General features: G+C 60.9%; 24 protein-coding genes. 14 read left to right on the top strand and 10 right to left on the bottom strand.

The features are described 5' to 3' along the window. Nucleotides 1-87 precede the first annotated feature (87 nt). Nucleotides 88-465, bottom strand: coding sequence for a hypothetical protein (locus N008_RS07290; RefSeq protein WP_156109090.1), 378 nt, complete (start codon nucleotides 463-465; stop codon nucleotides 88-90). Then, nucleotides 426-1,637, bottom strand: a complete 1,212-nt coding sequence (locus N008_RS07285) for an ArnT family glycosyltransferase (RefSeq protein WP_081910664.1) — start codon at nucleotides 1,635-1,637, stop codon at nucleotides 426-428. Before N008_RS07285 ends, N008_RS07290 begins: the two co-directional genes overlap by 40 nt. 167 nt (nucleotides 1,638-1,804) lie before the next feature. On the opposite strand from N008_RS07285, the gene N008_RS07280 reads away from it, so the two are divergent. Together N008_RS07280 and N008_RS23050 are read left to right on the top strand one after the other, a co-directional pair. After that, entirely contained in the window at nucleotides 1,805-3,196 is a 1,392-nt protein-coding gene (locus N008_RS07280; RefSeq protein ID WP_044014887.1) for a hypothetical protein, read from the top strand. A gap of 34 nt (nucleotides 3,197-3,230) precedes the next feature. Further along, nucleotides 3,231-3,770 carry a carbohydrate binding domain-containing protein gene (locus N008_RS23050; protein WP_156109088.1) on the top strand — a complete coding sequence of 180 codons (540 nt, stop codon included), beginning with the start codon at nucleotides 3,231-3,233 and terminating at the stop codon, nucleotides 3,768-3,770. Nucleotides 3,771-3,908: 138 nt separating this feature from the next. Here the strand turns inward: N008_RS23050 and N008_RS07270 are convergent, their stop codons facing one another. Further along, complete coding sequence (locus tag N008_RS07270) at nucleotides 3,909-4,631, bottom strand: glycosyltransferase family 2 protein (protein WP_231569795.1); 723 nt, start codon at nucleotides 4,629-4,631, stop codon at nucleotides 3,909-3,911. Between the two features lie 121 nt (nucleotides 4,632-4,752). Then, nucleotides 4,753-5,544 (bottom strand): SDR family oxidoreductase, encoded by a 792-nt coding sequence (locus tag N008_RS07265; RefSeq protein WP_044018429.1) that lies wholly within the window; start codon nucleotides 5,542-5,544, stop codon nucleotides 4,753-4,755. A gap of 143 nt (nucleotides 5,545-5,687) precedes the next feature. Between N008_RS07265 and N008_RS07260 the strand changes: the two genes are divergently transcribed. The 8 genes from N008_RS07260 (at nucleotide 5,688) to N008_RS07220 (ending at nucleotide 13,189) form a co-directional block, all read left to right on the top strand. Further along, on the top strand, nucleotides 5,688-6,224 hold the full coding sequence (locus tag N008_RS07260) for a 3-hydroxyanthranilate 3,4-dioxygenase (RefSeq protein ID WP_044014883.1): 537 nt from the start codon (nucleotides 5,688-5,690) through the stop codon (nucleotides 6,222-6,224). Then, on the top strand, nucleotides 6,225-7,538 hold the full coding sequence (locus tag N008_RS07255; RefSeq protein ID WP_081910662.1) for an ArnT family glycosyltransferase: 1,314 nt from the start codon (nucleotides 6,225-6,227) through the stop codon (nucleotides 7,536-7,538). A gap of 127 nt (nucleotides 7,539-7,665) precedes the next feature. After that, nucleotides 7,666-8,691: an amidohydrolase family protein gene (locus N008_RS07250; protein WP_197062966.1), complete on the top strand. Its 1,026-nt coding sequence runs from the start codon at nucleotides 7,666-7,668 to the stop codon at nucleotides 8,689-8,691. A gap of 26 nt (nucleotides 8,692-8,717) precedes the next feature. Continuing rightward, a complete protein-coding gene (kynU, locus tag N008_RS07245; RefSeq protein ID WP_044014880.1) occupies nucleotides 8,718-10,001 on the top strand; it encodes a kynureninase in 1,284 nt (427 codons plus the stop codon). A 507-nt stretch (nucleotides 10,002-10,508) separates the two neighbouring features. After that, entirely contained in the window at nucleotides 10,509-10,991 is a 483-nt protein-coding gene (locus N008_RS07235; RefSeq protein ID WP_044014875.1) for a hypothetical protein, read from the top strand. Between the two features lie 22 nt (nucleotides 10,992-11,013). Continuing rightward, nucleotides 11,014-11,613 carry an alpha-ketoglutarate-dependent dioxygenase AlkB family protein gene (locus tag N008_RS07230; RefSeq protein WP_044014873.1) on the top strand — a complete coding sequence of 200 codons (600 nt, stop codon included), beginning with the start codon at nucleotides 11,014-11,016 and terminating at the stop codon, nucleotides 11,611-11,613. 364 nt (nucleotides 11,614-11,977) lie between these two features. Further along, nucleotides 11,978-12,535 carry a DUF6252 family protein gene (locus tag N008_RS07225; RefSeq protein ID WP_044014871.1) on the top strand — a complete coding sequence of 186 codons (558 nt, stop codon included), beginning with the start codon at nucleotides 11,978-11,980 and terminating at the stop codon, nucleotides 12,533-12,535. Nucleotides 12,536-12,586: 51 nt separating this feature from the next. Then, a complete protein-coding gene (locus N008_RS07220; RefSeq protein WP_044014868.1) occupies nucleotides 12,587-13,189 on the top strand; it encodes a hypothetical protein in 603 nt (200 codons plus the stop codon). Between the two features lie 272 nt (nucleotides 13,190-13,461). Here the strand turns inward: N008_RS07220 and N008_RS07215 are convergent, their stop codons facing one another. Together N008_RS07215 and N008_RS07210 are read right to left on the bottom strand one after the other, a co-directional pair. Continuing rightward, the gene (locus N008_RS07215) at nucleotides 13,462-16,200 is read right to left on the bottom strand and encodes a TonB-dependent receptor (RefSeq protein ID WP_044014865.1); all 2,739 of its coding nucleotides are present in this window, start codon (nucleotides 16,198-16,200) and stop codon (nucleotides 13,462-13,464) included. A gap of 262 nt (nucleotides 16,201-16,462) precedes the next feature. Then, nucleotides 16,463-16,723: a hypothetical protein gene (locus N008_RS07210; protein WP_156109087.1), complete on the bottom strand. Its 261-nt coding sequence runs from the start codon at nucleotides 16,721-16,723 to the stop codon at nucleotides 16,463-16,465. 199 nt (nucleotides 16,724-16,922) lie between these two features. Between N008_RS07210 and N008_RS07205 the strand changes: the two genes are divergently transcribed. Both N008_RS07205 and N008_RS07200 read left to right on the top strand, forming a co-directional pair. Then, nucleotides 16,923-18,329 (top strand): FAD-dependent oxidoreductase, encoded by a 1,407-nt coding sequence (locus N008_RS07205; RefSeq protein ID WP_052381298.1) that lies wholly within the window; start codon nucleotides 16,923-16,925, stop codon nucleotides 18,327-18,329. Between the two features lie 184 nt (nucleotides 18,330-18,513). Next, entirely contained in the window at nucleotides 18,514-19,242 is a 729-nt protein-coding gene (locus tag N008_RS07200; RefSeq protein ID WP_156109085.1) for a LytR/AlgR family response regulator transcription factor, read from the top strand. A 378-nt stretch (nucleotides 19,243-19,620) separates the two neighbouring features. On the opposite strand, the gene N008_RS07195 is transcribed toward N008_RS07200, so the two are convergent. Continuing rightward, complete coding sequence (locus tag N008_RS07195) at nucleotides 19,621-20,244, bottom strand: hypothetical protein (RefSeq protein WP_044014858.1); 624 nt, start codon at nucleotides 20,242-20,244, stop codon at nucleotides 19,621-19,623. 180 nt (nucleotides 20,245-20,424) lie between these two features. Then, nucleotides 20,425-22,011, bottom strand: coding sequence for an RNA polymerase factor sigma-54 (gene rpoN, locus N008_RS07190; protein WP_044014857.1), 1,587 nt, complete (start codon nucleotides 22,009-22,011; stop codon nucleotides 20,425-20,427). Between the two features lie 284 nt (nucleotides 22,012-22,295). On the opposite strand from rpoN, the gene asnS reads away from it, so the two are divergent. After that, nucleotides 22,296-23,699 carry an asparagine--tRNA ligase gene (gene asnS, locus N008_RS07185; RefSeq protein WP_044014855.1) on the top strand — a complete coding sequence of 468 codons (1,404 nt, stop codon included), beginning with the start codon at nucleotides 22,296-22,298 and terminating at the stop codon, nucleotides 23,697-23,699. A gap of 98 nt (nucleotides 23,700-23,797) precedes the next feature. Here asnS and N008_RS23045 read toward each other — a convergent pair whose 3' ends face one another. Further along, nucleotides 23,798-24,262 carry a hypothetical protein gene (locus N008_RS23045; protein ID WP_071884499.1) on the bottom strand — a complete coding sequence of 155 codons (465 nt, stop codon included), beginning with the start codon at nucleotides 24,260-24,262 and terminating at the stop codon, nucleotides 23,798-23,800. An 8-nt stretch (nucleotides 24,263-24,270) separates the two neighbouring features. After that, nucleotides 24,271-24,519, bottom strand: a complete 249-nt coding sequence (locus tag N008_RS07180; RefSeq protein ID WP_044014853.1) for a hypothetical protein — start codon at nucleotides 24,517-24,519, stop codon at nucleotides 24,271-24,273. Between the two features lie 106 nt (nucleotides 24,520-24,625). Here N008_RS07180 and N008_RS07175 point away from each other — a divergent pair, with 106 nt between their 5' ends. Then, on the top strand, nucleotides 24,626-26,260 hold the full coding sequence (locus tag N008_RS07175) for an FAD-dependent oxidoreductase (RefSeq protein ID WP_044014851.1): 1,635 nt from the start codon (nucleotides 24,626-24,628) through the stop codon (nucleotides 26,258-26,260). Nucleotides 26,261-26,324 lie beyond the last annotated feature (64 nt).

Below are 26,324 nucleotides of genomic sequence, written 5' to 3'. Positions count from 1 at the left end.
TGCGAAAATAAGCCGTGAAACTCAGGTGAAATCCGAAGGGCAAGTTGCCGGCTGCACTTCTGGTCTCGGTGAAAAGGAAGGTTAAGGTTACTTGTGACTCAGTAAAAGCAGTGTTTGGCAGGGTTGGTCCTGATGCAGTTCCATTACCTGAAACACGGAATCCAGCCGAGCACGGTATTCTGCGTTACACAGCAGCGTAACCATGCCAGGCTTCAGTGCCCGGATGGCCGTACCCGGAAAGATAGTCAGCTCTTTTTGTTGCTGGTGCTTGTAGGTAAACTTATAGAAAGTGAGAGTGGCATTGTAGCCGCCGCTGTAGAGGATGGTTACGCTGTCGAGCTGTGGTTGCTGACGTAGCAATGCCCCCGTGTAGCCGGCTACATACCCATCTGGCCCGATACCATAATCGGTGTGGCGCTCCGCAATTATGCGCCTGACAACCGTTTCATAGGGAACATAAAACAAAAAAATACCGCAACCACTCCAGCTACCCACTGGCTGATTACCGACGTCGCATTAAGGTAGCGGGCGGCCAAGGCATGCGCAACTAGCGCCAGCGCTAGGCCCACTAGTAAGGCCATGGCCGGATAGATTGGGGCATCGTACCATTCCAGCTTGCTGCTGGCCGAACTCAGAATAGCCAGCCAGCCAGCGGCAAACAGGGCCAGCAGCCAAGCTGCCCACCGCAACCGTTTCTCGGGCTGCCAGGTGAGGAGCACGAGGGCCGGACCCAGTAGCCAGAGCCAGGGGTGGAAGAGGCCGTTCTGGATATTCACCAAGTAATAGTCCCAGGGATGACCATGAATCTGTTGCTCCGTCAGGTATCGGCCACCCAAGTCGTTTGCCATAACTGCCTGCCAGTAGCCTGGGTCGGCCAGTTCGCGCCCTCCAAAATAGCTGGCGATAATCAGCAAGAATACACTGACAGCAATATAGAGGCGCCCCTGCCGGAGTAGCCAGAATAATTTGCCCCGGAAAATAGTGTAGATAAACAGGGCGGGCAGGCCCAGCAGGCCGGCAATGCTTTTGGTGAGCACAGAGGCTGTTAAGCCTACAGTCAACCAAACCAAAGCACGAGAATTACCACTTTCTAGGTAGCGAAACAAAGAAGTCCAGATTACCACTTCCCAGAGGGTAAGCAGTACATCATAGTCGGCAGTGCGGGCAACGTGCAGCCGGATATACCCTACGCTGGTAGCGAGTACCAAGCCACTCAGGAAGCCGGCGACTGGCAGGCGTAAGTCGCGTGCTGCAAAGCGAAACACCAGCACAATAGTAGTTAGACTGGCAAGGGCAGTAGGCAGGCGTAGCGCCCAGGTGGAAAATCCAAAGGTGCTGAAGCTTAAAGCCTGCAGCCACACCATCAGCGGAGGCTTGGTGTTCCAGTGGTCGGGTTGACCCTCAAAGTGGGTTACCAGCCAGTTGCCGTTATAGACCATTTCGGCCGCGTTTACAGCTAGCCGTGACTCGTCCCAGAGTTGTACCGGGTTGCGGCCCAACTCATACCATAGCGGAATGGCAACCAATGCCAGTAGCAATAGCAGCAACTGATTCTCCGATGCACGCGCCCACTTGCTGATACTTGGTATGAAACGATGACGCAACTCAGGGGATAAAGTAAACCAGCTAGGCAACATGCGTGAATTGGAATGAACGACGCACTACTCTCTATAGTGCGCCTCTTATAGCTACGACAGGACTACTTGCGGCAAACGCCCCGAACAAAGATAGATAAAAGGTTTCTGGGCTATTTTCCCGGTCGGCTCTGCGGAATCTGTACTTTTGCCATAGCTCACTTTCCTATATGTCACTCACTACCCGAGTTGAAGCCGCCTTCTGGTACGGCTGTATCGTGCTGATACTACTTAGTGCAGCCCTCTACAATGGTTTTCCGCTGGTTACTTCCGACACGGGCGCGTACATCAATAGTGGCTTTCATCTGGAGGTGCCCCGTGACCGGCCTATTGTGTACGGGCTGTTTTTGCGGCTGACCAGCTTGCGGTTTTCTCTCTGGTTGGTGATTGGCGCGCAAGCCGCATTGCTGGCTGCAGTGCTCCTGCGGGCCACACGCGTATTGATGCCTGCCATTAATGCCCCCGGCATCAGGGTAGCGGTAATCCTGCTCAGTACTTGGGCCACCGGAGCTGCTTGGTTTAGTGGCCAGCTCATGCCGGATATCTTCACCGCCATTGGGCTGCTCACCATTTTGCTGTTCTATTTCGATGCGCATCTGAAGCGCTGGCAGTTGCCGTGGCTGGCGCTATTGCTGCTGCTATGTACCGTCATGCACTCCTCCAACCTGCTGACCTTCTCTTTAGTGGCCATGCTGGTAATAGGGCTGAAAGCCGTGCGGCGCCAGATGCAGGCATTGGCGTGGAGGCGGTTGGCCACAGTAGCAGGTATCGTGCTAATTGGCTGGCTAGTGCTGCCTAGTGTGCATTGGGCATTCGGCGGCGGCTTCGCCGTTTCGCGCAGCTCCTATATGTTTTTGATGGGACGGCTGGTAGAAAGCGGTATTCTTGACAAATATTTGGCTGACCATTGTGACGCGGGAGGTTTTCCGGAACTGTGTAAGTACCGCACTGAACTGCCCAACGATGCCATCACCTTCCTCTGGGATAGCCAGAGCGTACCAAACCGAACGGGTGGCTGGGAAGTGCACCAAGCAGAGTACAGCTATATTATTCGGGATGTACTCACCTCGCCGCGCTACTATCCTGCGCTACTGTCGGAGGCGGTGCAGGCTACGTTGCGACAGATAGTGAGTGTTGAGCTAGGGGACGGCTTAAGTGCTCATCGAGACAACACCAATCCGTTCTGGAAAGTCCAAGAGTCATTCCCTTACGAGTTGCGGGAGTATCTCTCTTCGCGCCAGAATCAGAGCAAGCTGGAATTCGCATCCATAAACAGCCGTAACGAGGCATCGTTGCTGCTGACCGTCGGATTGCTCTGTGTCGGGTTGGGAACTGTTTTTCGCAGGCGGCTGCCCGCAGAGCAGCGGCTATGGTTGCTGGTATGCCTGCTGGGAGTGGTAACCAATGCAGGCGTAACCGGTGGGCTGGCCAATGTGCTGAGCCGGCTACAAACAAGGGTTGTTTGGATTCTCCCTTTTTCTGTGCTTTGCCTGGTAGTATCGTATTTGCTTGCTGCAAAAGCACGTTTCACGCTCGGCCATGCTCCAACCCCAAAAGATTAATTGCACCTTAATGGCTCTTCCACTTTCTACTTTCATGAAAAAAAATCTTCTCTCTTTCGCAATGCTAGGTGTTGTGCTGGCGGCTTGCTCTGGATCTGATTCTAGTGCACCTGATAACGCCAAGCTTATTACTGCCAATGATTTTGAAAGCGTAGAAGGATGGATGCCGCCTACCCCGGCATTGAGCCGTGAGCAGGCACACTCAGGCAAGTTTTCCACCCGTGTAGATGGAAACACAGAGTTCAGCTTGGGTTACAGCAACCTGCTGGGTAAAGTCAGCCCGAGCAAGCTGCGCAAAATAACATTGCAGGCATGGGTATATCTGCCAAGCGCAAAGTCGCAGGCCCGTCTGGGTGTTCAGGTGTCGGATCCGGTTAGCGGCCAAGAGGTATTCGGCGACGGCATCACCCTGACCGATCAGGTAAAAGAATACAAGAAGTGGGTGGAAGTAAGCAAGGAGATAACCCTGCCAGAGAATATCACCGCTACCCAGCTATTGAAGGTATTCCTGTGGCGCGCTTCCGCCTCCGACGCGGCCTACATGGATGATATCCGCTTGACGATTGCCGAATAGGGGTGTGATTAGCAGTTGCTTCTGAGAAAACGCCTTCTTACCCCTCCAGCAAAAAACCAGACCGGCACGTAGCGTGCTGGTCTGGTTTTTTAGCGAAAAAGCCTGTATGCTGTGCGGTGTTTGGGCTGCCTGTTGCGCCTACCCGAACAGCCCGTACTTCACGATGCAGTAGATGGCCCGGAACCCGTCGCGCCAGCCGATTTTCTTGCCCTCGGCGTAGGTGCGGCCGTAGTAGCTGATGCCTACTTCGTAGATGCGCACGTCTTTCACCCGCGACACCTTGGCCGTTACCTCGGGCTCGAAGCCGAAGCGGTTTTCCTCTAGCTTCAGGCCCTGAATGATGTCGCGGCGGAACAGCTTGTAGCAGGTTTCCATGTCGGTCAGGTTCAGGTCCGTGAACATGTTGGACATGAAGGTGAGCATCTTGTTGCCGATGCTGTGCCAGAAGAACAGGATGCGGTGCGGCTTGCCCCCCATGAAGCGCGAACCGAATACCACGTCGGCAAAGCCCTTCAGAATGGGCTTGAGCAGCACGTTATACTCCTCGGGGTCGTACTCCAGGTCGGCGTCCTGAATGATGACGTAGTCGCCGGTGGCCTCGCGGATGCCGGTGTGCAGGGCCGCGCCTTTGCCCTTGTTTACTGGGTGTTGCAGCAGCCGTAAACCCATTTCAGGGTATTGGGCGGCATACGCCTCAATAGCTTGTACCGAGTTGTCAGTAGAGCAGTCGTTTACCAGGATAATTTCCTTCTGGATGTCGTTAACGAGCTTCAGCTCCCGCAGCAGGTCCAGAATCTGGTGGATAGTGCGGCCCTCATTATAAACCGGAATGACGATGGAGAGCTTGTCGATGTGTACCAAAGGGTAGAACGTATTAAGCGGAGAGTAAGCAAAAGTAGGGTAAATGATGTAATAGCGGCATGGGTAAATGGCTGGTCGTTCAACAATCAGGTTGAACCAACCAGCCATTCGACCAAGCAAATCACAGGCTGCCGGTGCGGCCGCCGTCTACGGGCATATTGGTGCCGTTGATGTAGCCGGCCGCTTCCGAGGCCAGAAACGCCACAGCGGCCGCCACTTCTTCGGCCTGGGCAAAGCGGCCGGCCGGAATCAGCTTCAGCATACCTGCTTCTATTTCTTCGGCCGTCTGGCCGGTTTGGGCGCTTTTCTTCTCGATGAGCGAGGTGTGGCGCTGGGTGAGGGTGGCGCCGGGCAGCACGTTGTTGACGGTGATGCCGTGCGGGCCCAGCTCGTTGGCCAGCGTTTTGGACCAACTAGCTACTGCCCCCCGGATGGTGTTGCTCACGCCCAGCCCCGGCAGCGGCTGTTTCACGGAGGTGCTGATGATGTTGATGATGCGCCCGTGCCGCCGCGCCTGCATAGCCGGTACCACCGCCTGCACCAGCAGGTGGTTGCACACCAGGTGCTGCTCAAACGCGGCCCGGAAGTTCTCCACCGGCGCGTCCAGAATTGGCCCGCCCGCCGGGCCACCGGTGTTATTGACGAGGATGTGGAAGCCGTCGGGGTGCTGCTGCAGGTAAGTGTGCACCACCTGGCGCAGCTCGTCGGGCCGGGCAAAATCCGCCACGAGGTAGTGGTGCTGCTGGCCGTGGGGCGTGGGCAGGGCGGCGGCCACCTCGCGCAGGCGGTCTTCGTTGCGGGCCAGCAGCACGATGGTGGCGCCGCGGCGCGCCAGCTCTTCGGCCACGGCCCGGCCGATGCCCTGTGTGCTGCCGCCCACCAGGACGCGTTGGGAAAGGAAATCCATAGAAATAGGGTGCAGAGGTGAAGAGAGGCAAATTACGGGGCGAGCCGCAACGGACAATGCCGCGAGCGGCTTTACCATAGAATCGGCCAAACGCCTACATTCGTACTCCCACCTGTTTTTCGGTCCACTCCTTCATCTACTCCGCCACTATGCCCGTCGCCCGCCCCTTCAACCTGCAGCACTGGATTGACGAACACCGCCATTTGCTGAAGCCGCCCGTCGGCAACCAGCAGGTGTTCAAAGACAACAAAGACTTCATTGTGATGGTAGTAGGCGGCCCCAACGCCCGCAAAGACTACCACGTGGATGAAGGCGAGGAACTGTTTCTGCAGATCGAAGGCGACATCGTGGTGAAGATCATTGAGGACGGCAAGCCGGTGGATATCCACATCAAAGCCGGCGACATGTTTCTGCTGCCGCCCGGTGTGCCGCATTCGCCGCGGCGCCCGGCGGGCTCGGTGGGGGTGGTGCTGGAGCGCTACCGCACGGCCGGCGAGCTGGACGGCTTCCAGTGGTACTGCGAAAACTGCGGCCACAAGCTCTACGAGGAGTACGCCGAAATCACGGACATCGTGAGCCAGCTGCCGCCCATCATGAACCGGTTCTGGCAGGACGAGCACAAGCGCACCTGCCAGGTGTGCGGCACCGTAATGGCGCCTCCCACGCCGGTAGTGGCTGCGGAGTAGATGCGGGCTTCTGGTTATCTGCTCTTGCTGACGGGCGCGCTGCTGGCGCTGCTCATGTTTCAAAACCGTCGCTGGAAGCCGCTGGAGGTGTTCGGTACCGACCCTGGCGGCTACTACGTGTACCTGCCGTCGGCTTTTATCTTCCACGATCTGGCCCGCGCCGACTCGCTGGAAATCCTGCACCGCACCTACAAGCCCGGCACCGACGTGAACATCGGGCTGGTGCCGGTGCCGGAGCGGGGCGGCTACATCACCAAGTATCCGCTGGGCGTGGCCCTGGCCGATGTGCCGTGGTTTCTGGGCGCTCACCTCTACGCCGGGCTGTCGGCGGGCAAATACGCGCCCGACGGCTTCTCGCGGCCCTACCAGCAAATCATTATGGTGGCGGGGCTGGCGCACGCGCTGCTGGGGCTGTGGGTGCTGCGGAAGCTACTGCGCCGCTGCTTCCCCGCCGACGAGCCCACCGTAGCCTGGACACTGGCAGCCATCGGGCTGGGCACCAACCTGTTCTGCTACGCCAGCCTGGAGGCGGCCATGGCGCACGCGCCGCTGTTTCTGTGGCAGGCGTCGCTGCTGTATTGTACGGCGCGGTGGTACGAAAGCCGGCGGCCTCAGTTTATGCTGGGCATCGGGCTGTTTCTGGGGCTGGCGGTGCTCACGCGCCCCACCGAAGTCCTCTACGCGCTGGTGCCGCTGCTCTGGGGCCTGACTTCCGTAGCCGACCTGCGGGCGCGGGTGGCGCTGTGGTGGCAGCACCGCGGCCCGCTGCTGGCGGCGGGGCTGGTGTTTGGGCTGGTGGTGGGGCTGCAGCCGCTGTTCTGGCGCACTACCACCGGCCACTGGCTGTTCTATTCCTACCGCAACGAGCACTTTGACTTTCTGCATCCGCACCTGTTCGATGGGTTGCTAAGTTTCCGCAAAGGCTGGCTGCTGTACACGCCGCTGGCCGGGCTGGCGCTGCTGGGCGTGGTGGGGGCGCTGCGGCGGCAGTTGGCCGCTGCCTGGCTGCCGGCCCTGGTCACGGCCGTGGCAGTGGTGTACGTCACGTTCAGCTGGGAGCAATGGTGGTACGGCGGCGGCTTCAGTGCCCGGCCGCTGATCAGCCTGTACCCATTGCTGGCGCTGGGGCTGGCCGCGCTGCTGGTGCGCGCCCGCACCCACGGCCGCCCCGCCTACACGCTGTTGCGGACCCTGCTGGTGCTGGGCATCTTGCTGAACCTGTGGCAAACCCGGCAGTACGGCGCCGGAATTATAAGCTGGGACGGTACCACCGCGGAAGCGTACTTCAGCCACTTTTTCAACGTGAAGCTGTGAGGGGGAGAGTACTGAGTATTGGGTATTGAGTAGTAAGTGCCGGATGCCAGGCTACGTCCATCAGCGCAATATCGAATACCCAACACTCCCTACTAAATACTCTCTGCTAAATACTCAATACTCTTTCATGCTGTCCGTCGATATCCATACCCACATTCTGCCGGAGCGCTGGCCCGATCTGCGGGAGCGGTACGGCTACGGCGGCTTCATCCGGCTGGAGCACCACAAGCCCTGCTGCGCCCGCATGATGCAGGACGACAAGTTCTTCCGCGAAATCCAGGACAACTGCTGGGACCCCGAGGTGCGCTTGCGCGAGTACGACCAGTTTGGGGTGCAGGTGCAGGTGCTCAGCACCGTGCCCGTGATGTTCAGCTACTGGGCCCGTCCCCACGACGCCCTCGACCTGAGCCAGCTGCTCAACGACCACATTGCCGGCGTGGTGCAGCGCTACCCCACGCGCTTCGTGGGCCTTGGCACCGTGCCGATGCAGGCCCCCGACCTGGCCGTGCGCGAGCTGGAGCGGTGCATGCGCATCGGGCTGGCCGGCATCCAGATTGGCTCGCACGTCAACGACTGGAACCTGGACGCGCCCGAGCTGTTCGAGGTGTTTCAGGCGGCGGAGCAACTGGGCGCCTGCGTGTTTGTGCACCCCTGGGACATGATGGCGCAGCAGAAAATGCCGAAATACTGGCTGCCCTGGCTGGTGGGTATGCCCGCCGAAAGCACTCTGGCACTTTGCTCTTTGGTGTTTGGGGGCGTGCTGGAGCGCCTGCCGAAGCTGCGGGTGGCCGTGGCCCACGGCGGCGGCACCTTCGCCAGCACCATCGGGCGCATCGAGCACGGCTTCAAGGTGCGCCCCGACCTGTGCGCCGTCGATAACCCCGTGAATCCGCGCGACTACCTGGGCCGCTTCTGGGTGGACTCGCTGGTGCACGACCCGCTGATGCTGGACTACCTGGTGAAAACCCTGGGGCCCGACAAAATCACGCTCGGCACCGACTACCCGTTTCCGCTGGGCGAGCTGGTGCCGGGCGAGCTGATTGCGAGTATGCCTTTCTCAGCCGACCTGAAGGCCCAAATGCTGGGCCAAAACGCGCTGGATTGGCTGGGGCTGCCCAAGGCGCAGGTGGCCCAAATTCTGGCGGGCCGATAGGCGGCGGGCACCGTATCTTTGCCTTGATGACCTCCTTCGAACCCACCGCCGAATTCGCCGCCCAACTTGATGCGCAGGACCCGCTGCGCGACTTCCGCCACCAGTTTCATATCCCGCCCGGCCCCGATGGGCAGGACAGCATCTACCTGTGCGGCAACTCCCTGGGTTTGCAGCCCAAAACCGCCCGCGCCGCCGTGGAGCGCCAGATGCAGAACTGGCAGGAGCTGGCCGTGGAAGGCCACTTCCGCGGCGACACGCCCTGGATGACCTACCACGAGCGCCTGGAGCAGGCCACGGCCCACATTGTGGGCGCCAAGCCGCTGGAAGTGACGGTGATGAACAACCTCACCACCAACCTGCACCTGCTGCTGGTGTCGTTCTACCAGCCCACGCCCACCCGCTATAAGGTGCTCATGGAAGGCGGCGCTTTCCCGTCCGACCAATACGCCCTCGAAACGCAGGTGCAGATGCGCGGCTTCCGCCCCGACGACGCCATTGTGGAGCTGGTGCCGCGCCCCGGCGAGCATACGCTGCGCACCGAGGACATCGTGGCCAGGATTGCCGAGCTCGGTGATTCGCTGTGCACCATCATCATGGGCGGCATCAACTACTACACCGGGCAGGTATACGACATGGCGGCCATCACGCAGGCCGGCCACGCCGTGGGCGCCCGCGTGGGGTTCGACTTGGCCCACGCCGCCGGCAACATTCCGCTGCAGCTGCACGACTGGGACGTGGATTTTGCCTGCTGGTGCTCCTACAAGTACCTCAACTCGGGCCCCGGCGGCGTGTCGGGCGCGTTTGTGCACGAGCGGTTCGCCGACCAGCCCGAGCTGCTGCGCCTGGCCGGCTGGTGGGGCTATGAGGAGAAGGAGCGATTCAAGATGAAAAAGGGTTTCCGGCCCATGCGGGGCGCGGCCGGCTGGCAGCTCTCCAACGGCGCCGTGCTCACGCTGGCCGCCCACGAAGCCGCCCTCAACATCCACGAAGCTGCCGGCGGTATGGCCGCCCTGCGCCGCAAAAGCGAGCAGCTCACGGCCTATCTGGAGTTCCTGATCCGGGGGCTGGCGCTGCCGGCCGGCACGCTGGAAATCATCACCCCCCAGGACCCTGCCGCCCGCGGCTGCCAGCTGTCCATCCTGGTGCAAAAGGATGGCCGCCAGCTATTCGACTACCTGATGGGCAAAGGCATCATCGGCGACTGGCGCGAGCCCAACGTCATCCGACTGGCCCCAGTGCCGCTCTACAACTCCTTCCAGGACGTGCAGCGCGTAGGCGCCGCCCTGGCGGAGTGGAGAGTAACTGAGTAAAGGAGTAGCTGAGTAGTAGCGTGGACTTTGTAGTTCGCGCCTCTTAGCCGGTTTTGTGTGGACAGCGCAGTAGCGCGAACTTTGTAGTTCGCGTCGCCGCGCCGCTTGGAATCTTTTGGACGGCGCGGAGGCGCGAACTGCAAAGTTCGCGCTACTGACTACTCAGTTACTCCCTTACTCAGCTACTCGCTCGTGTAATATTTAGGGCATCATTTCCCCGGCCGTGCTGTTCTGCGTAATACCACCGACCTTCGATGGTTTCCTAGTTGACCCCCAGTACCATGTCTGAAGAGTACGCGGAGAAAATGCCCCGCAAAAACCTGTCTGAGCTGCTCCTGTACGTGCGCAACCGCGCTGAGTACCGGGAAGATGCCGTGCTGGCCGCTCTCGAAGAGCTGGACCGGCGCGGTCTGCCCCAGCCCGAAGCCGCCGAAATCCGGGCCGAATACGGCCCGATTGTGGAAAAGCAGGAAAAGAAAAAAATCCCGCGAAGCCACCGCCGCGCCGGTGCCAGGCAGCCGCCCGGCCACGGCGGCCGGCCAGCCGGTTGCGGCCGAAGAGCCGGCGCTGTACTCGCCAGGTACCATTGTGCTGTTTTCCATGCTGCCCATGTCGATGATGATTGGCGGGGGCGTGCTAATGGCCATGAACCTGTTTCGGCTGGGGCGCAAGCGCGCGGTGCTGGGGCTGCTGCTGTTTATGGTGGTGTATCTGCTGGTGGTGTCCAACGTCATGGCCTGGGCCATGCTGCAAGGGCTGAACCCGTACCTGGCCATCGTGCTGTTCAACGTGCCGGCCGTGCTGGCCTACCTGCTTTGGTTCTGGCCCCGCTACGTGCAGACGGCCACGTACCGCAGCCGCAGCCTGGTGCCGCCCATGATTATCTGCTTCGCCCTCGTCTGGGGCCTGCAGCTGCTGATGCCCTACATCCTGAAAAACCAGCCTCCGGACGTGAAGCAGCAGATGGAGCAGATTATGAAGCGCCAGTAACGGCCCGCTAACCGCCCCGCCCGTGCCGCTGGTTTCCCTGCACCTACCCGACGCCGACGTGCTGCTCGACGAGGCGTTCCTGACGCCCGCCGCCGCCGGGGCCCTGCTCCGGGAGCTGACCGACACCATTGCCTGGCGGCACGAGCCCATTAAGCTGTTCGGCAAGGAAGTGCTGCAGCCCCGCCTCACGGCCTGGCACGGCGACCCCACGGCCCGCTACCGCTACTCCGGCCTCGCGCTGGAGCCTCAGCCCTGGACGCCCGCGCTGCAGCAGCTCCGCCAGCAGCTAGAAGCCGCCAGCGGCGCCCGCTTCAACAGCGTCCTGCTCAACCTCTACCGCTCCGGCCAGGACAGCATGGGCTGGCACGCCGACAACGAGCCCGAACTAGGGCCTGCGCCCGTCATTGCCTCGCTCAGCCTCGGCAGCACCCGCCGCTTCCGCCTGCGCCCCCGCGACCCGGCCCGCACGCCCCACGCCCCCGTTTCCTTGGATTTGCCCAGTGGTAGCTTGCTGCTGATGCGTGGCGCCACCCAGCAGCATTGGCTGCACGCCGTGCCCAAAACCGCCCGTTTCGCCGGCCCCCGCCTCAACCTCACGTTTCGGTTGATTGTGGGCGGGTAAGGTCGGGTAGTGGAAGCGCGTAAAGTCAGGGAATTAAACCTCACAAATCGATGCTGTTTGCCCATAAGCTGCAGATGCTTCTCTATCTGTTGCAGAATCCTTGAAGTTATAAAGTCAGATAGGTAGATATTCTTTTTGTCAAGAGAGCATCACGTAGCGCTAAAAAGCCTTATCCCTACCGATAGTTACCGCTACCTGCTTCTACTGCCGCCGCCCGCATCTATCCTCTACCGCGCCGGGCGGTGCCGCCCCTGCTTCACACACCGTTTGCCCCTGTTTCACTCGTTATCCTGCTGCCACGTTGGCGGCTTGATGACGCCGTGTAGTTGGGGCTTTTTCGTTGAACTCATTTTCCCTTTTCGCCATGAAGCCAGCATTCACCTTACTCACTCTTCTACTCGTTTTCCTCAGCGCCTCTTGTAAAAAAGAGGAAGTAGACGCTCTGCCTAAAGCCACGCAGGAAGGCAAAAACACCATGGGCTGCCTCGTTAATGGCAAAGCCTGGAAGCCCTATGAAGCACCGAAGCTAGGAGCTGGTGACCCATTTAACGTGTACTGGCGTGTGGGCAACGGGCGGATTAGGTTGACGATGTTCTTCGATAGACAAACAGATGGAGATGCCTCGGCCATTTACATATATGTGCCTGATATTTCAAGCCCTGGTTTGATTGAACTAAATCAACCAGCTAATCCCATGCTTACTTCTGCTAACCCGTCATACGGTAGCTATATAGATACCCAAAGCGCCCCAGATATTACCTATCTGACCGGCCCCACCGCTATAGGTCAGTTGAATATCACACGCTTCGATACCACGGCGCGTATTGTCTCGGGTACATTCAACTTCACTGGTCGAGCCGCCAACGGAAGCGCTGTGCAGGTCACTGAAGGACGCTTTGATATGCGCCTAGAACGGCGCTAACCGCTTTTTCTACTACTCGTTTTTCTTTCACTTATTCCCTTTCCCCACAGTATGCCTTCCTCCGACAACCTGCAAATCAAGCTCTCCGACGCCGACCTGAAGAAAATCAACGACGCGCTGGATGCGCTGGACGCGGCGCTGGCGCCGGTGCTCATCACGCTCACCGGCACCGAAATCAAGCGCCTGCCCAAAGCCTCCGACGCCTCGCTGCCCTTTATTGAGAAGGCCCTGGATTTGGCCGAGCAGCAGCCGCAGTTCGCGCCCGGCTACGTGGATATTCCGGGTCTGCGCCTGGATCTGGCGGCCTGGCAGCAGCTGCAGCGCGTGGCGCGGCGTCTGGAGCCGCTGGCCTCCAACCTGGCCAGTACCAACATCAAGCTGGGCAGCGAGGCCTACGTCACGGCGCTGGCTTTCTACAGCTCGGTGCAGCAGGCCGCCAAACAGGGCATATCCGGCGCCCAGGACGCCCGCGACACGCTCAAAAACCCGCTTCGAGCAAAGCGCGGCCAGAAAAGCCGCCAGGTAGGGTGCGGGGCTTGCCCCCGCCCGCCGTTGCCCGGAATTGTTGGCACCGCTACAACGATTCCGGGCAACGACGGGCGGGGGCAAGCCCCGCACCCTACAGCGTGTAAACCAGCACGCGGGGCCCGATGAACTTCATCCGGCCCCGCGTCTGGTTTATGCGGCCTCGCGTGAATTTTACAGGAGGCCGCGTAAAACTTATCCGGCCTCCCATGAAATTCACGCGCGGCCGGATGAATTTTACACGAGGCCGGATAAATGTTATCCGACCTCGTGTAAAATTCATCCGGCCGCGCATAAAAAAGACAGGAGGCCGGGTAAATAGTACCCGGCCTCCTGTCTTTTTTATGGGGGCTCCCTGTTCTGGACAAGTAGCCGTACTGCATGGCCGAAGCCTACGGCTGCTACTTGATATCCACCTGCACGCCCACAAACACGAGACGACCGATGTTCGGGCCGCCATATACCTGGGTGTTGGTGGCGTCCAGCAGGTTGGAGCCGCCGGCCTGCAGCGTGGTGTAGAACTGCGGAATAGTGTAGCCCACGTAGGCGTCCACGCTGCTGTAGTCGGCCAGCTCACCCACGGCGAAGGGCAGCTCGTAGAGGTGGCCCTGCGCCCAGCGGTAGTTCACCGCGTAGCTCAGGCGGCTGTTCACGAGGCCGTTGGCGCCCACGTTGTACTTGTGCTTGGGCGTGTTGAAGAACGACTGGAAACCCTCGGGCAGGTTGCTCTTGTCCAGCACGTTCAGTGAGTAGTTGGCCGTCAGGGTCAGGGGCTGGGCTACGCTGTAGCTGGCGCCCACGGCGGCACCGCGGGTGCGCACTTCCTGGCGGGCGTTGGTCCAGGCCTGCAGAATACGGGTCTGGGACGTACGCTCCTGGAAGGGCGTGCCGGCCGGGTTTTGCTGCGGGCGGGTCAGCTCCTGGGTGAGCTGCGTGGCCGTGGGGCGGCTGCCGTCGCGGTTGCCGATGAAGCGCTGCGCCCCGATGAAGTCGTTATAGTAGCTCTGGTAGTAGTTCACATCCAGGGCCAGCTTCTCGCCCAGGGAGCCTTTGTAGCCGGCTTCGTAAGTGCTCAGGCGCTCCAGCTTCAGGGCTTCGGCCGTGTACTCAAACGACGTGAGGGCCGCGCCCGGTGCGCCAAACGGCTGGCCGGCGGCATTGGTCAGGCTGTAGCCCTGGAAGCCATTGTCTACGTTGCCCAGCAGCAGCACCTGGCCCACGTCGAGGCGGATGTACTGGTCGAACTGGGTGGGCGAGCGGAAGGCGCGGCCGTAGGAGGCGCGGAAGTTGTGCTGCTTGCTGGCACCAGCCGAGTACACCACCGAGGCGCGGGGCGAGAAGGCGGCGTCGAAGTTCTTGAAGGCATCCACGCGGCCGGCCACGGCCAGTTTCAGGCGCTCGTCCAGCAGCTTCTGCGTGAGCTGGGCGTAGCCGCCCATTTCGCGGTTCTGGATGCGGGCATCGTCGTCGGCGAAGAGGTTGCCGTTGGAGCCCAGGCGGAACTTGCGGTAGGCGGCGCCCACAATCAGGTCGGTGCCTTCGGCCAGCGGCAGGTTGTACTGGGCGTTGCCTTCGTTCAGCAGCGAGCTGGGGTTGAGGCGCGCGCCGCGGCCCGGCGTCGCGTCGCTGATGATCTGGCTGCGCAGCTGCTGGAAGCGCGGGTCGCCGGGCAGCAGCTGGGTGGCGTTAGCGGCCGTCTGGGCGCGCTCCAGCGAGCCGGTAGCCCGGAAGGTGCCCACGTACGTTTCGTAGAAACGGCTGGCGTAGGTTTCAGTCGGCCGGTTTGCGTTGTTGGTGGACGAAGTCTGGATAAACGAACCCAGGAAGCTCAGGTCATACGACTGCGCCCCGAAGTCCTGCACCGACTGGCCCCGCAAAAACCAGCGGTTGCCCTTGATTTCGCCGTGAAACTGGTTGGTACCGAAATCCTTGAAGCGGTAGCGGCTGCTGCTCTGGTAGCTGGCCGTGCCGCGGCTGTAGTTGAAGCCGGCCGTCAGCTTCACGCTGCTCGTGAGCAGGTACGACAGCGAAGGGTGGATTTTCACCGATTTGGCCTTGTCGTCGCCCCCAATCAGGTCCTGCTCCGTGAAGCCGGGCATGAACACCGTCTTGCCGCGCAGCGTGGCGGGCGTGGTGGAGTAGGAGGGGTCCTGGGGGTTGTTGGTGAACGTGAAGCCCCCCAGCTCACCGTAGCGGTTCACGGCGTCGTAGCCCAGGCTGGAGCCTTCGGCGTTGTTGCGGCGCTCTACCAGCGTGCTGGTGGCGGCATAGTTGCTGGCCAGCCAGTCGTCGGCCGTCAGGTACGAGCCTACCACCTTGAAGGCGAACTTCTCGCCCAGCTTCTGGGCGTAGCGCACCTGCCCGTCGAAGAAGCTGCGCTGCCCGCCGCGCACGCGCACGCTCAGGCCCTCCGTCACGAAGGGGTCTTTGGAGTTGAGTAGCAGTACGCCGTTGAAGGCGTTGGCGCCATACAGCGCCGAGGCCGGCCCGTGAATGATTTCAATGCTTTCCACGTCCAGCTCGGGCAAGCCGGTCAGGTTGCCGGTGTTCACGTTCAAACTCGGCGACTGGGTATCAAAGTAGTCGGTGAGCTGAATCAGACGCTCTGACTTGGCCGAGTTGAAGCCGCGGGTGCTCAGCGAGTTCATCAGCAGGCTGCTGCTGTTCACGTCGATGCCTTTGTAGTGGTTGAGGCCCACCTGCAGGTCGGCCGTCGGGATGCGCTCCACCTGCTGGGTGTTGAGCTTCTCCACCGTCACGGGCGCCTGCAGGATGCCTTCCTGCACTCGCGAGGCCGAGGCAATTACCTCGCTGGTGAGCGTGGCATTCACTTTCAGGGTCACCTGCACGGCGTTGTCGGGCTGGGGCAAAGACACTTCGCGCGTCTCGTAGCCCACAAACGACACCGACAGTACCACCGGCGGCTCGGAGAAATCGGCCCGCAGCTGGAACCGACCTTCACGGTCGGTGCTGCTGCCGATGAAGGTGCCCTTCACGAAAACTGTGGCGCCAGGCAGCGGCTCGCCCGTGTCGGTCTGCACAATGCCACTCACCGTAACGGCGGCATCCTGCGCCAGCAACGGGGCTACCTGCAGCAGCAGAAACAGCAGAGTGAGAAGCAGATAGTAAGGTTTTTTCATAGGGAATTTAGACGCAAAAGGAGCGAAATTTGAGAAAGTTGAAAAGAGAATATCCCGCAAAATTATAGTTGTTATGCCTAACAAAAAATACCACAAGCGTTTGAAGATCAAATCTTTATTGTTAAGCAAATAATGGTATTTAACAAATATTAAACACGTATAATTTTATATGCTATGGCTTCGCTGGAACGCAGTCCTACTCAGTGGAGCAGAATCGATGATTTTACAAGGCAAAAAAAGCCGCCCGAAGGCGGCAGCAAGGTTAGTAACGGATGTCAGGGTGCCCGTATAGCTCCGGGCAATTCTCCTCACCGACAGTGTAGTCGCCGATGCGTAACGTGTCGGAGGCAACCGAAGCGGAGGTGTCAGTTGGCACCTCGGCAGCAGGTTGGGGCTCCGGCACCTCGTCCGGCCCGGCTGGCTGCATGGCCGACCGTAGGTATGACCACCAAGTGGCCGGATCGGTAGACACGGGCAGCATCGGGAACCGCAGGCAAGCAGGGCAGGCAGCGAGAGGTGTCATAGAGGGTTGATGTTATAAAATTTCATTTAATAATTCAAATTTACTGAGCGTAGGCTCCAGGGTTTGGGCTTTCCGTCGAAATAGGGTTGGTGCCCGTCGAACCGCACTGGGTTTCAGGCGAAGCCCAGCGCAAGGCCGGCAGAGAATCCGCCGGTAAGCTGTAGCTTCGTAGTTGTTCCACCACCAGCCTGTCTGCCCTATGTCTGCGTCTGTTCGCCCTGTTTCCACTGGTTCTGAGTCGCTCACATTGATGGGAGGCGGCCTGGTAGGCTCGTTGTTGGCGCTGTATCTGGCGCGGCGCGGGCATACGGTGCAGGTGCTGGAGCGCCGCCCCGACCCGCGCCGAGTAGGGGCGGCGGAGGGCCGATCCATCAATCTGGCGCTTTCCGACCGGGGCTGGCGGGCGCTGGAAGGTGTAGGCGTAGGCGAGCAAGTGCGGCAGGTAGCCATTCCGATGTACCGGCGCGTGATGCACGACCTGCGTGGCCAACTCACGCACCAGCCCTACGGCCACAACCAACAGGCCATCTACTCGGTGTCGAGGGCAGGGCTGAACCAAGTGCTGCTGGACCTGGCCGAGGCCGAGCCGGGCGTGACGCTACGCTTCGACCAGCAATGCCTGCACGTAGACCTGCGCGACCAGGAGCTACACCTGCGCGACACCGCTACCAACGAGGAGTACGTGCAGCCTTACCAGCGCCTGTTCGGCACCGACGGGGCGTACTCCGCCGTGCGCGGGGCCCTGCAGAAAACCGACCGCTACAACTACTCGCAGAGCTACCTCGATTACGGCTATAAGGAGCTCAACATCGCGCCCGGCCCCGGCGGCAGCTGGCAACTGGAAAAGAACGCCCTCCACATCTGGCCCCGCGGCCAGTACATGATGATTGCGCTGCCCAACCTCGACGGCTCTTTCACCTGTACGCTATTCTTCCCGTACGAGGGCCCGCACTCCTTTGCTGCGCTCCAGACCCCGGCCCAGGTGGAAGCTTTCTTCGGGGAAGTGTTTGCCGATGCGCTGCCGCTGATGCCGGAGCTCACCGACGACTTCTTCCAGAACCCCACCGGCTCGCTCGTGACGGTACGCTGCTACCCCTGGTCGTACCAGGATGAGGTAGTGCTTATCGGCGACGCCTCGCACGCCATCGTGCCGTTCTACGGGCAGGGCATGAACGCCGGGTTTGAGGACTGCCGCGTGCTCAGCGAATTGCTCGACCAGCACGGTCCCGACTGGCACACCATCTTCCAGCAGTTTCAGCAGCAGCGCAAGCCCAATGCCGACGCCATGGCCGACCTGGCCATCTACAACTTCGAGGAGATGCGCGACCGGGTGGCCGACCCGCGGTTTCTGCTCCAGAAAAAGATTGAAAGCCGCATCTCGGCCCAGTACCCCGACCAGTGGCTGCCACTTTATTCGCAGGTAACGTTCTCACCCGATACGCCTTACGCCGAAGCCCTGGCCAATGGGCAGCGCCAGGAGCGCATCATGCGGGGCCTGATGGAGCACATCCGGCAGGAAGCCGACTACGACCTGCCAGCGGTGCAGGAATTGATACGCCAGCAGATGCAACAAATGGCCAGTGAGGCTCCGCTACATAGCGCTTGAGCGCGCAGAACGATAAGGAAGACGTGTTGACCGGTGAATATAGGGGATTCACCGAGTTAGGCTGAACCCACTTTGTCAGGCACCGTATCGGGCGGAGACTCAACAGTACAGGCATGAAATCCTTGAAGCACAAGGCAATGGATTGCGTGGCGCTGTGAGTATTTGGCTACCCCTTATCCGACCTGTGTACCCTGCCTCCCCCCTCACGTGTGCTTTGCTGGATGGCGACGAACACCAGCGCATTGCCCTCACACATCTCCTTCAGCAACTCGACGACCTGACGCTGGTCGCCTCCTGCGCTACTGCCGAAGAGGCCCTTACTTTCTTCCGACAAGGCGGCCAAGCCGATATTTTGTTCGTAGCAGCCGACATTGACGGCCTGAACGTGCTGGATACGCTGACATTGTTGCGTAGCCAGTCGGAACTAATAGTACTGGTCAGCCAAGAGCACCATGCCACGCAGGCCCTTGAACTGCCGGCAGTCCTTTCTTTGCAGTATCCGGTCAGTCTGGTATTGCTACGGCAAGCCGTGCAGCGTGTGCGCGAACAGCTGCTGGCAGCCACTCTGGGCACTGTGCCCGAGCAAATGCCCCGCTACACATCCGCCCTATTCGTGAAAAGTGGGTCGCGGCTGCTACGCTTGGACATGGCCGACATTGTCTGCATAGAGGCCGTAGACGATTACGCCAGCGTGGTGACGGAGCGGCAGAAGCTACTGGTCAGCAGCAACCTGAAACTGCTGGCAGCGCAGTTGCCAATGGGGCAGTTTCAGCGGATCCATCGTTCCTACATTGTCAACGTAGACCACTTGATCAGCATCGAGGAAAACACAGTAAACCTCACGAAGGGCATCCGCCTGCCTATTGGCAAGTCGTACCGCGACAGTTTTTACCGGTACCTGATCCGGGTGTGAGGCTTGAGCGCGTGGGGCCGGCCTGGCTTTCCGCGCCGCCGCCTCGGCATCAGCCGGTATCAGGAAGCCACCAGACGGCTTGTAGCAACCGGAGCCACCGGCGAAGACCGTTGCACCAGGGAAGTATGGGCCGGACGGACAGCACGTAGCGTAGCTGGCGCCACCGGGCCTACCAACTCCAGAAACAAGAGACCTACCAAGAAGAGAGGGAAAGCGGCCAGAGCGAGAGTACGAAAGAAGGACATAGCAGAAAGGTTGATTGATGTAGCTACATACTAATGGTAGCACTTCCCGGATTTGTCTCTAGGCTCTCATTTGGACCAATCTGTATTCTCAGCAGGTCAACCAGCTTCTAAACCCGACGAACAATGCCGGGCCTCAGCCCAGGCCGGCAGCCAATACCAGCGCCGCGCCCAGACCCAGCCCGGCCCATAGCTGGGCGGGCGTGTGGGCCTGCAGCCGCAGCCGGGCCCAGTACACCGCCGCCGCCGCCAGCACCGCCGCCGCTAGCCACCACGCCGCGCGCTCATCGGTGGGGTAGAAGCCAGGGCGCGCCACCAGCAGCGCCAGCAGCCCCACGGCTCCGCCCAGTCCCACGCCGTGCGCCGAGATTTTCCACCACAACGTAATAAGGAGCGTCAGGAGCACGGCCGCCGTGATGCCGCCCAGCACCAGCGGCAACAGCGGCGCCCGAAAGGCCGGCACCGAGGCCACTAGGGCAGTGGCCGCGGCAAAGGCGGTGGCGGCCAGCAGCAGCGGCAGGGGGCGCTGGCGCCGCTCATACAGCTCCACGGAGCTCACGCGGCCACTACGCACCAGCAGCCACACCGCCAGCCCCGGCAGCCAGAACGTAAGCCCCCACACCAGCAGCAGCGCCTGCCAGCGCGCCTCCAGCGGCAGCAAGGCCGGCGGAAACCCATACGCCAGCACGGCCACCAGATAGCTGGGCACCAGCAGCGGATGCAGAACGGCCGATAGGAGCGTGGCGAGTGTGCGGGTCAAGGAAGCAGGAGGCAAAGGGGTGAAGCACAAAGAACGTTATGCAGAAAGAACGTCATAAACAAAGCACGTCATGCAGAGGCGCAGCCGAAGCATCTCGCTAGCGTAGTAATCAAGGAGGTTACCACACTGGCGAGATGCTTCGGCTACGCCTCTGCATGACGTTTCTCTTAAGTCGATGCCCTACAGCTCCTTGCGCAGGCGGGCCACCGGGATGTTGAGCTGCTCGCGGTACTTGGCCACAGTGCGGCGGGCAATGTTGTAGCCGCGGGCGTTGAGCATCTTTTCCAGCTTGTCGTCGCTCAGGGGCCGGTCTTTCTTCTCGCCCTCAATGATTTCCTTCAGGATGTGCTTCACCTCGCGCGAGCTGGCGTCCTCGCCCGAGTCGGTGGCAATGCCTTCGGAGAAGAAGTACTTGAGCGGGTAGATGCCGAACTCCGTCTGCACCGATTTCGAGTTGGCCACCCGGCTTACGGTGCTGATGTCCATGCTGATTTCCTGGGCTATGTCCTTGAGAATCATCGGGCGCAGCTTGCTCTCGTCGCCCTCGGCGAAGAACTCGCGCTGGTAGCGTACAATGGCGTCCATGGTGCGCAGCAGCGTGTTCTGGCGCTGCCGGATGGCATCAATAAACCACTTGGCCGAGTCCAGCTTCTGCTTCACGAACGTCACGGCTTCCTTGAGCTTCTTGTCCTTCTTGGCACCCTTGTCGTAGGCCCGGAACATCTCCGTGTAGGCCGGGCTTACGCGCAGGTCGGGGGCGTTGCGCGAGTTGAGTGTGAGGTTGAAGCTGCCGTTGTCGTTGGTCAGGATGAAGTCGGGGATGATGTACTGTACCTTGCCCATGCCCACCGGGCCGGTGCCGCCGGGCTTGGGGTTTAGCTTGAGAATCAAGGCAATGGCTTCCTTCAGCTCGTCGTCTTCGAGGTCGAGGCGCTGCTGAATGCGGGGGTAGTGCTTCTTGGTGAATTCGTCGAAGGTTTCGTTGAGGATCTGCTCGGCGTGCTCGGTGGCCTCGTCCTGCGGGCGGCGCTCCAGCTGCAGCAGCAGGCACTCCTGCAGGTCGCGGGCCCCGATGCCGGCCGGGTCGAAGCTCTGCACCACGTGCAGCACGCTTTCCACCTCAGCCTCGGTAGCCTCAATATTCTGGGCAAAGGCCAGGTCGTTGGCAATGGCCGACAGGTCGCGACGGATGTAGCCGTCGCCGTCGATGGAGCCAATGAGCTGGCGACCAATGGCTTCCTGTTTCTCGTCGAGGCTGGCGAAGCCCAGCTGGTCGAGCAGGCTGTCGATGAGCGAGCCGCTGGTGTCGGCCAGGGGCATTTCCCGGTCGTCGTCGTCGTCGCCGGGGCCGTCGCCCTGCATTTTGTAGCCCGCTATTTCGTCGTCGTTGAGGTAGTCGCTCAGGTCGAGGTCGTCGGCGCTGTCCGACTCCTTTTGCTCCACGGGCTCGTCTTTGGCGGGCAGCTCGATTTCGGGCTGCTCCTCGCTGCCTTGGTCGAAGTCCTCCTCCAGCGTGTTGTCGGGGTTGTCGAACTCGGCGTCCGGGTCGTCGAAGTCGTCGGTGTCGTCGCTGCTATCGTCGCCGGTTTCCTGGTCCTCGAAGTCGTCGTCGGCCTCGTCGCCTTCTTCCAAAGCGGGGTTGGCTTCCAGCTCCTCCTTGATGCGGGCTTCCAGCTCCACCGTCGGGATTTGCAGCAGCTTAATGAATTGTATCTGTTGCGGGCTCAGCTTCTGCGAGAGAAGCTGCTTCATGTCCAGTCGTTGCATACTCTGAAAAGCGCGTGCACCCTGTTCAGATAGAAAACGGGGTATGGTAGCCAAAGATAGGCCTTTCTGTACTTGCGTTCCGGGGAAAATGTTGGCTTGCGGCCGGCATTCCGGGCGCAGCGCCAGCTGGTAGCAGGCCTGCGCGAAACCGTTTCGGGGCGCCCTGGCCGTGGCCGGCACCCGCGTTTCGCGCAGGACGACAGCCAGAAGGATATAAACGGGCTGCCAAATCCGCTACCTTTGCTTTCTTATCTATTTCCAAACCTCCGAGAACCGACTACCTCATGTCCGACCTCCGAAAGACCAGCGTGCAGGACCTGCTCCGCAGCACCGACCTGGACCGCGAAGTGCTGGTGAAAGGCTGGGTCCGCACCCGCCGCGGCAACAAATACGTGCAGTTCATTGCCGTGAATGACGGCTCCGGCTTCAATTCCATCCAGGTGGTGGCCAACGCCGAGCAGTTTCCGGAGGAAAAGCTGAAGGCCGACGGCGTGGAAAACGGCGCCGCCATTGCCGTGCGCGGCCAGCTGGTAGCCTCGCAGGGCAAAGGACAGACGGTGGAAATCCAGGCCACCGAAATTACGGTCTACGGCTCGGCCGATACCGCCGAATATCCGCTGCAGAAGAAGGGCCACACCCTGGAATTCCTGCGCGAAATTGCCCACCTGCGTCCCCGCACCAACACGTTTGGGGCGGTGCTGCGCATCCGGCACGCCATGGCGTTTGCGGTGCACCAGTACTTCAACGACCACGGCTACTTCTACGTCCACACGCCCATCATCACCGGTTCCGATGCCGAAGGCGCCGGCCAGATGTTCCGCGTAACCACGCTGCCCGAGCAGAACCCGCCGCTGGATGATGCCGGCCACGTAGACTACAAGCAGGACTTTTTCGGCAAAGCCACCAACCTCACCGTGTCGGGGCAGCTGGAAGGCGAGCTGGCGGCCATGGCGCTGGGCAAAATCTACACGTTCGGCCCCACGTTCCGGGCCGAAAACTCCAACACGGCCCGCCACCTGGCCGAGTTCTGGATGATTGAGCCCGAAGTGGCCTTCAACGACCTGCACGACAACATGGACCTGGCCGAGGACTTCCTCAAGAGCCTCGTGCGCTACGCCCTGGCCCATTGCCCCGACGACCTGCAGTTCCTCAACGACCAGTACGACAAGGAGCTGCTGGCCCGCCTGCAGTTTGTGGTCGACAACGACTTCAAGCGCCTCACCTACACCGAGGCCGTGGAAATCCTGAAATCGGCCAAGCAGAAGTTCGAGTTTCCGGTGGACTGGGGCACCGACCTGCAGAGCGAGCATGAGCGCTACCTCGTGGAAAAGCACTTCAAGAAGCCGGTTATCCTGACCAACTACCCCAAGGATATCAAGGCTTTCTACATGAAGCTCGACGACGACGGCCGCACCGTGCGCGCCATGGACGTGCTGTTTCCCGGCATCGGCGAAATCATCGGCGGCTCGCAGCGCGAGGAAGACCTGCAGAAGCTGCGTACGCGCATGCAGGAAATGCACGTGCCCGAGGAAGACCTCTGGTGGTACCTCGATACGCGCCGCTACGGCAGCGCCCCGCACGCCGGCTTCGGCCTGGGCTTCGAGCGCCTCATCCTGTTCGTAACCGGCATGGCCAACATCCGCGACGTCATACCCTTCCCCCGCTTCCCGAAATCGGCGGAGTTTTAAGAATCACGGATTCAGCCGGATTTTTCGGATTACACGGATTTTGTGGACGATTATGACGGCAACGGCCGCCTCACGCAAGTGGGGCGGCCGTTGTGTATTTAAAATATTCTCAGTAGCAGCTTCTCATAAAAAGAAAAAAAGCTGTCAGGTTTTGTTCTGGAGCACACGCTGGCAGAAAGGTAGGGACGCACTTTTGTGTTATTGGGCAGGTATTCTGTACTGTGGGCATATATCAGGTAGGAGGAGCTTGCGTGAAAACTATATCCACAGTCGTACTCTAAACCTGATGTTGTAATGGTGATAGTATCTTGTTTTAAAGCTCCTTTGTAAAGATTAGTTATTCTAAATAATGACCTTACAAGCTGACGAGGTTTTGTAATATATACTCCCTCGCGTTGGGCTATTGTATCCGGATATGTGTACGTTTTTTTATCAATTAACTTTCCGTTGAAAATTAAATCAGCGTCCTTAAAGGCGTGACTAACACTGCTTTTTTTACAAGAACATGCATAGCCAACGCAGGGTGTTAGGGCAATGGCAATGCAGAAGAGTTTTTTAAGCATTTGGTAATCTAACAGTAATTCCGCAGCTCCTTATCGTCCACGGCCAGCAGGTTGTCTAGGCGCAGTTCGAAGCCGTCGGCGAGGCGCAGGTATTCCACTTTGTCCTGGATGTAGAGGTCCTGGATGGTGCCGTGGTAGGTGCTGGGGGGCGTGTCGGGCTCGGTGCGGTAAGTGAGGGTGCAGGGCTGGCCGGTGGTGGCGCGGGCTTCCAGCTCGTCGTAGAAGCTGCAGCTGATGGGTTTGTAGGCGGCGGGCATGGCAGTGGTGAGGATGGTGGGAAGTCTGCATACGCAACGGCCACTCAACCCGGTTGCGCTGTTCCGCGTTGGCTAAGCAACCCACGTCCCCAGTTCTGCCACCGCTATGCCCACCGAGACCAACCTCGCCCCCGCCGACGCCCTGCAGGACGGCGAAATGCGCACCTACTCCGCCCACGGCACCGACGTGCTGCTGATTCGCCGCGCCGGCCGCTACCACGCGCTGGCCGCGCATTGCCCGCACTACGGCGCGCCGCTGGAAAAGGGCCGCCTGGTGGGCGAGCAGCTGGTATGTCCCTGGCACCACGCCTGCTTCCGCGTGGCGGATGGCGCCCTCTGCGAGCCGCCGGCGCTGGATGCCCTGCCCGCCTTCCCGGTGCGCGTGCACGAAGGCCGGGTGTGGGTGCAGGTGCCCCGCAATCCGCCCGCCTCCGCCGCCAGCCCCGATGCCACGCCTACGGCCCTGGTGGGCGGCCAGCCCCAGGCCCCCAGCGCCGCCGCGCCCGACGACCGCACGTTTGTGGTAGTGGGCGGCGGCGCAGCCGGCCAGTTTGCGGCCCAGACGCTCCGGCAGGAAGGCTTCGGCGGGCGCATTATGCTGGTGACGGCCGAGGCCGCCCTGCCCTACGACCGCACCAAGCTCAGCAAACCCTACCTGGCTGGCAAAGCCGATAAAAAGGCCCTGCCGTTGCGCCAGCCCGATTTCTACGAGCAGCACGATATCGAAGTGCTGACCGACACCCGGGCCACCGGCCTGCACCTGCGCACCCGCGAGTTGAAGCTGAGCGGCCGTGGCCCCCTGCACTACGACAAGCTGCTGCTGGCTCCCGGCGGCACCCCCAGCCTGCTGCCTGCCCTGCCCGGCCACGACCTCGCCAACGTGCTGCCCCTGCGCACCCCCACCGATGCCGACGCCATCCGGAAAGCCGCCGGTCCGGACGCGCGCATCGTTATCATCGGTGCTGGGTTTATCGGGATGGAAGCCGCCGCCAGCCTGGCCGCCGAAGGCCGGCATGTGACGGTGGTAGCGCAGGAAAAGGAGCCTTTTGAGCGGGTGCTGGGCCCGAAAATCGGAGCCATGTTCCGCAATCTGCATCGGCGGCACGGGGTGCGCTTCAAGCCCGAAGCCGCGGTGGCTGAGCTGGTAGGCGAGCAGGGCCGCGTGGTGGGCGTGCAGCTTAAAGCAGGCCAGCTTCTGCCCGCCGATGTGGTGGTGCTGGGCGTGGGCGTGCGGCCTGCCACCGAGTTTCTGGCCCACACCTTCGAGCTGGAAAAAGACGGTGGCCTGCGCGTGGATGCCCAGCTACTAGCCGCCGAGCACGTGTACGCCGCCGGCGACATTGCGCGCTTCCCGCTGGCCGCTGGCTTGGGGCAGCACCGCGTAGAGCACTGGCGCGTGGCGCAGCAGCAGGGCGCCGCCGCTGCCCGCAACATGCTGGGCCAAGCCAAACCCTTCGCCGCGGTGCCGTTCTTCTGGACCCAGCAGTTCGGCAAGAGCCTGCGCTACGTGGGCCACGCCGAAGCATGGGACGAAATCATCTTCCACGGCGACGTGCGCCGCCACAACTTCCTGGCCCTCTACGCCCACCAGAACCGCATAGTAGCCGCCGCCGCCATGAACCGCGACGACGACATGATCTGCATCGAAGCCTTGATGGCCGCGGGCCAGATGCCCACGCCCACCACCGCACGCCGCAAGCAGAACTGGCCCAAGTTGCTGGCGGCGGCACAGAAGGAATAGTTGCATAAAACAGGCAGCCCAGCCATGGAAACGCCAAAGCGGCGTTTCCATGGCTGGGCTGCAA

The sequence above is a fragment of the Hymenobacter sp. APR13 genome, from assembly GCF_000737515.1.
GTDB lineage: Bacteria > Bacteroidota > Bacteroidia > Cytophagales > Hymenobacteraceae > Hymenobacter.
This window is presented reverse-complemented; position numbering and strand designations above follow the sequence as displayed.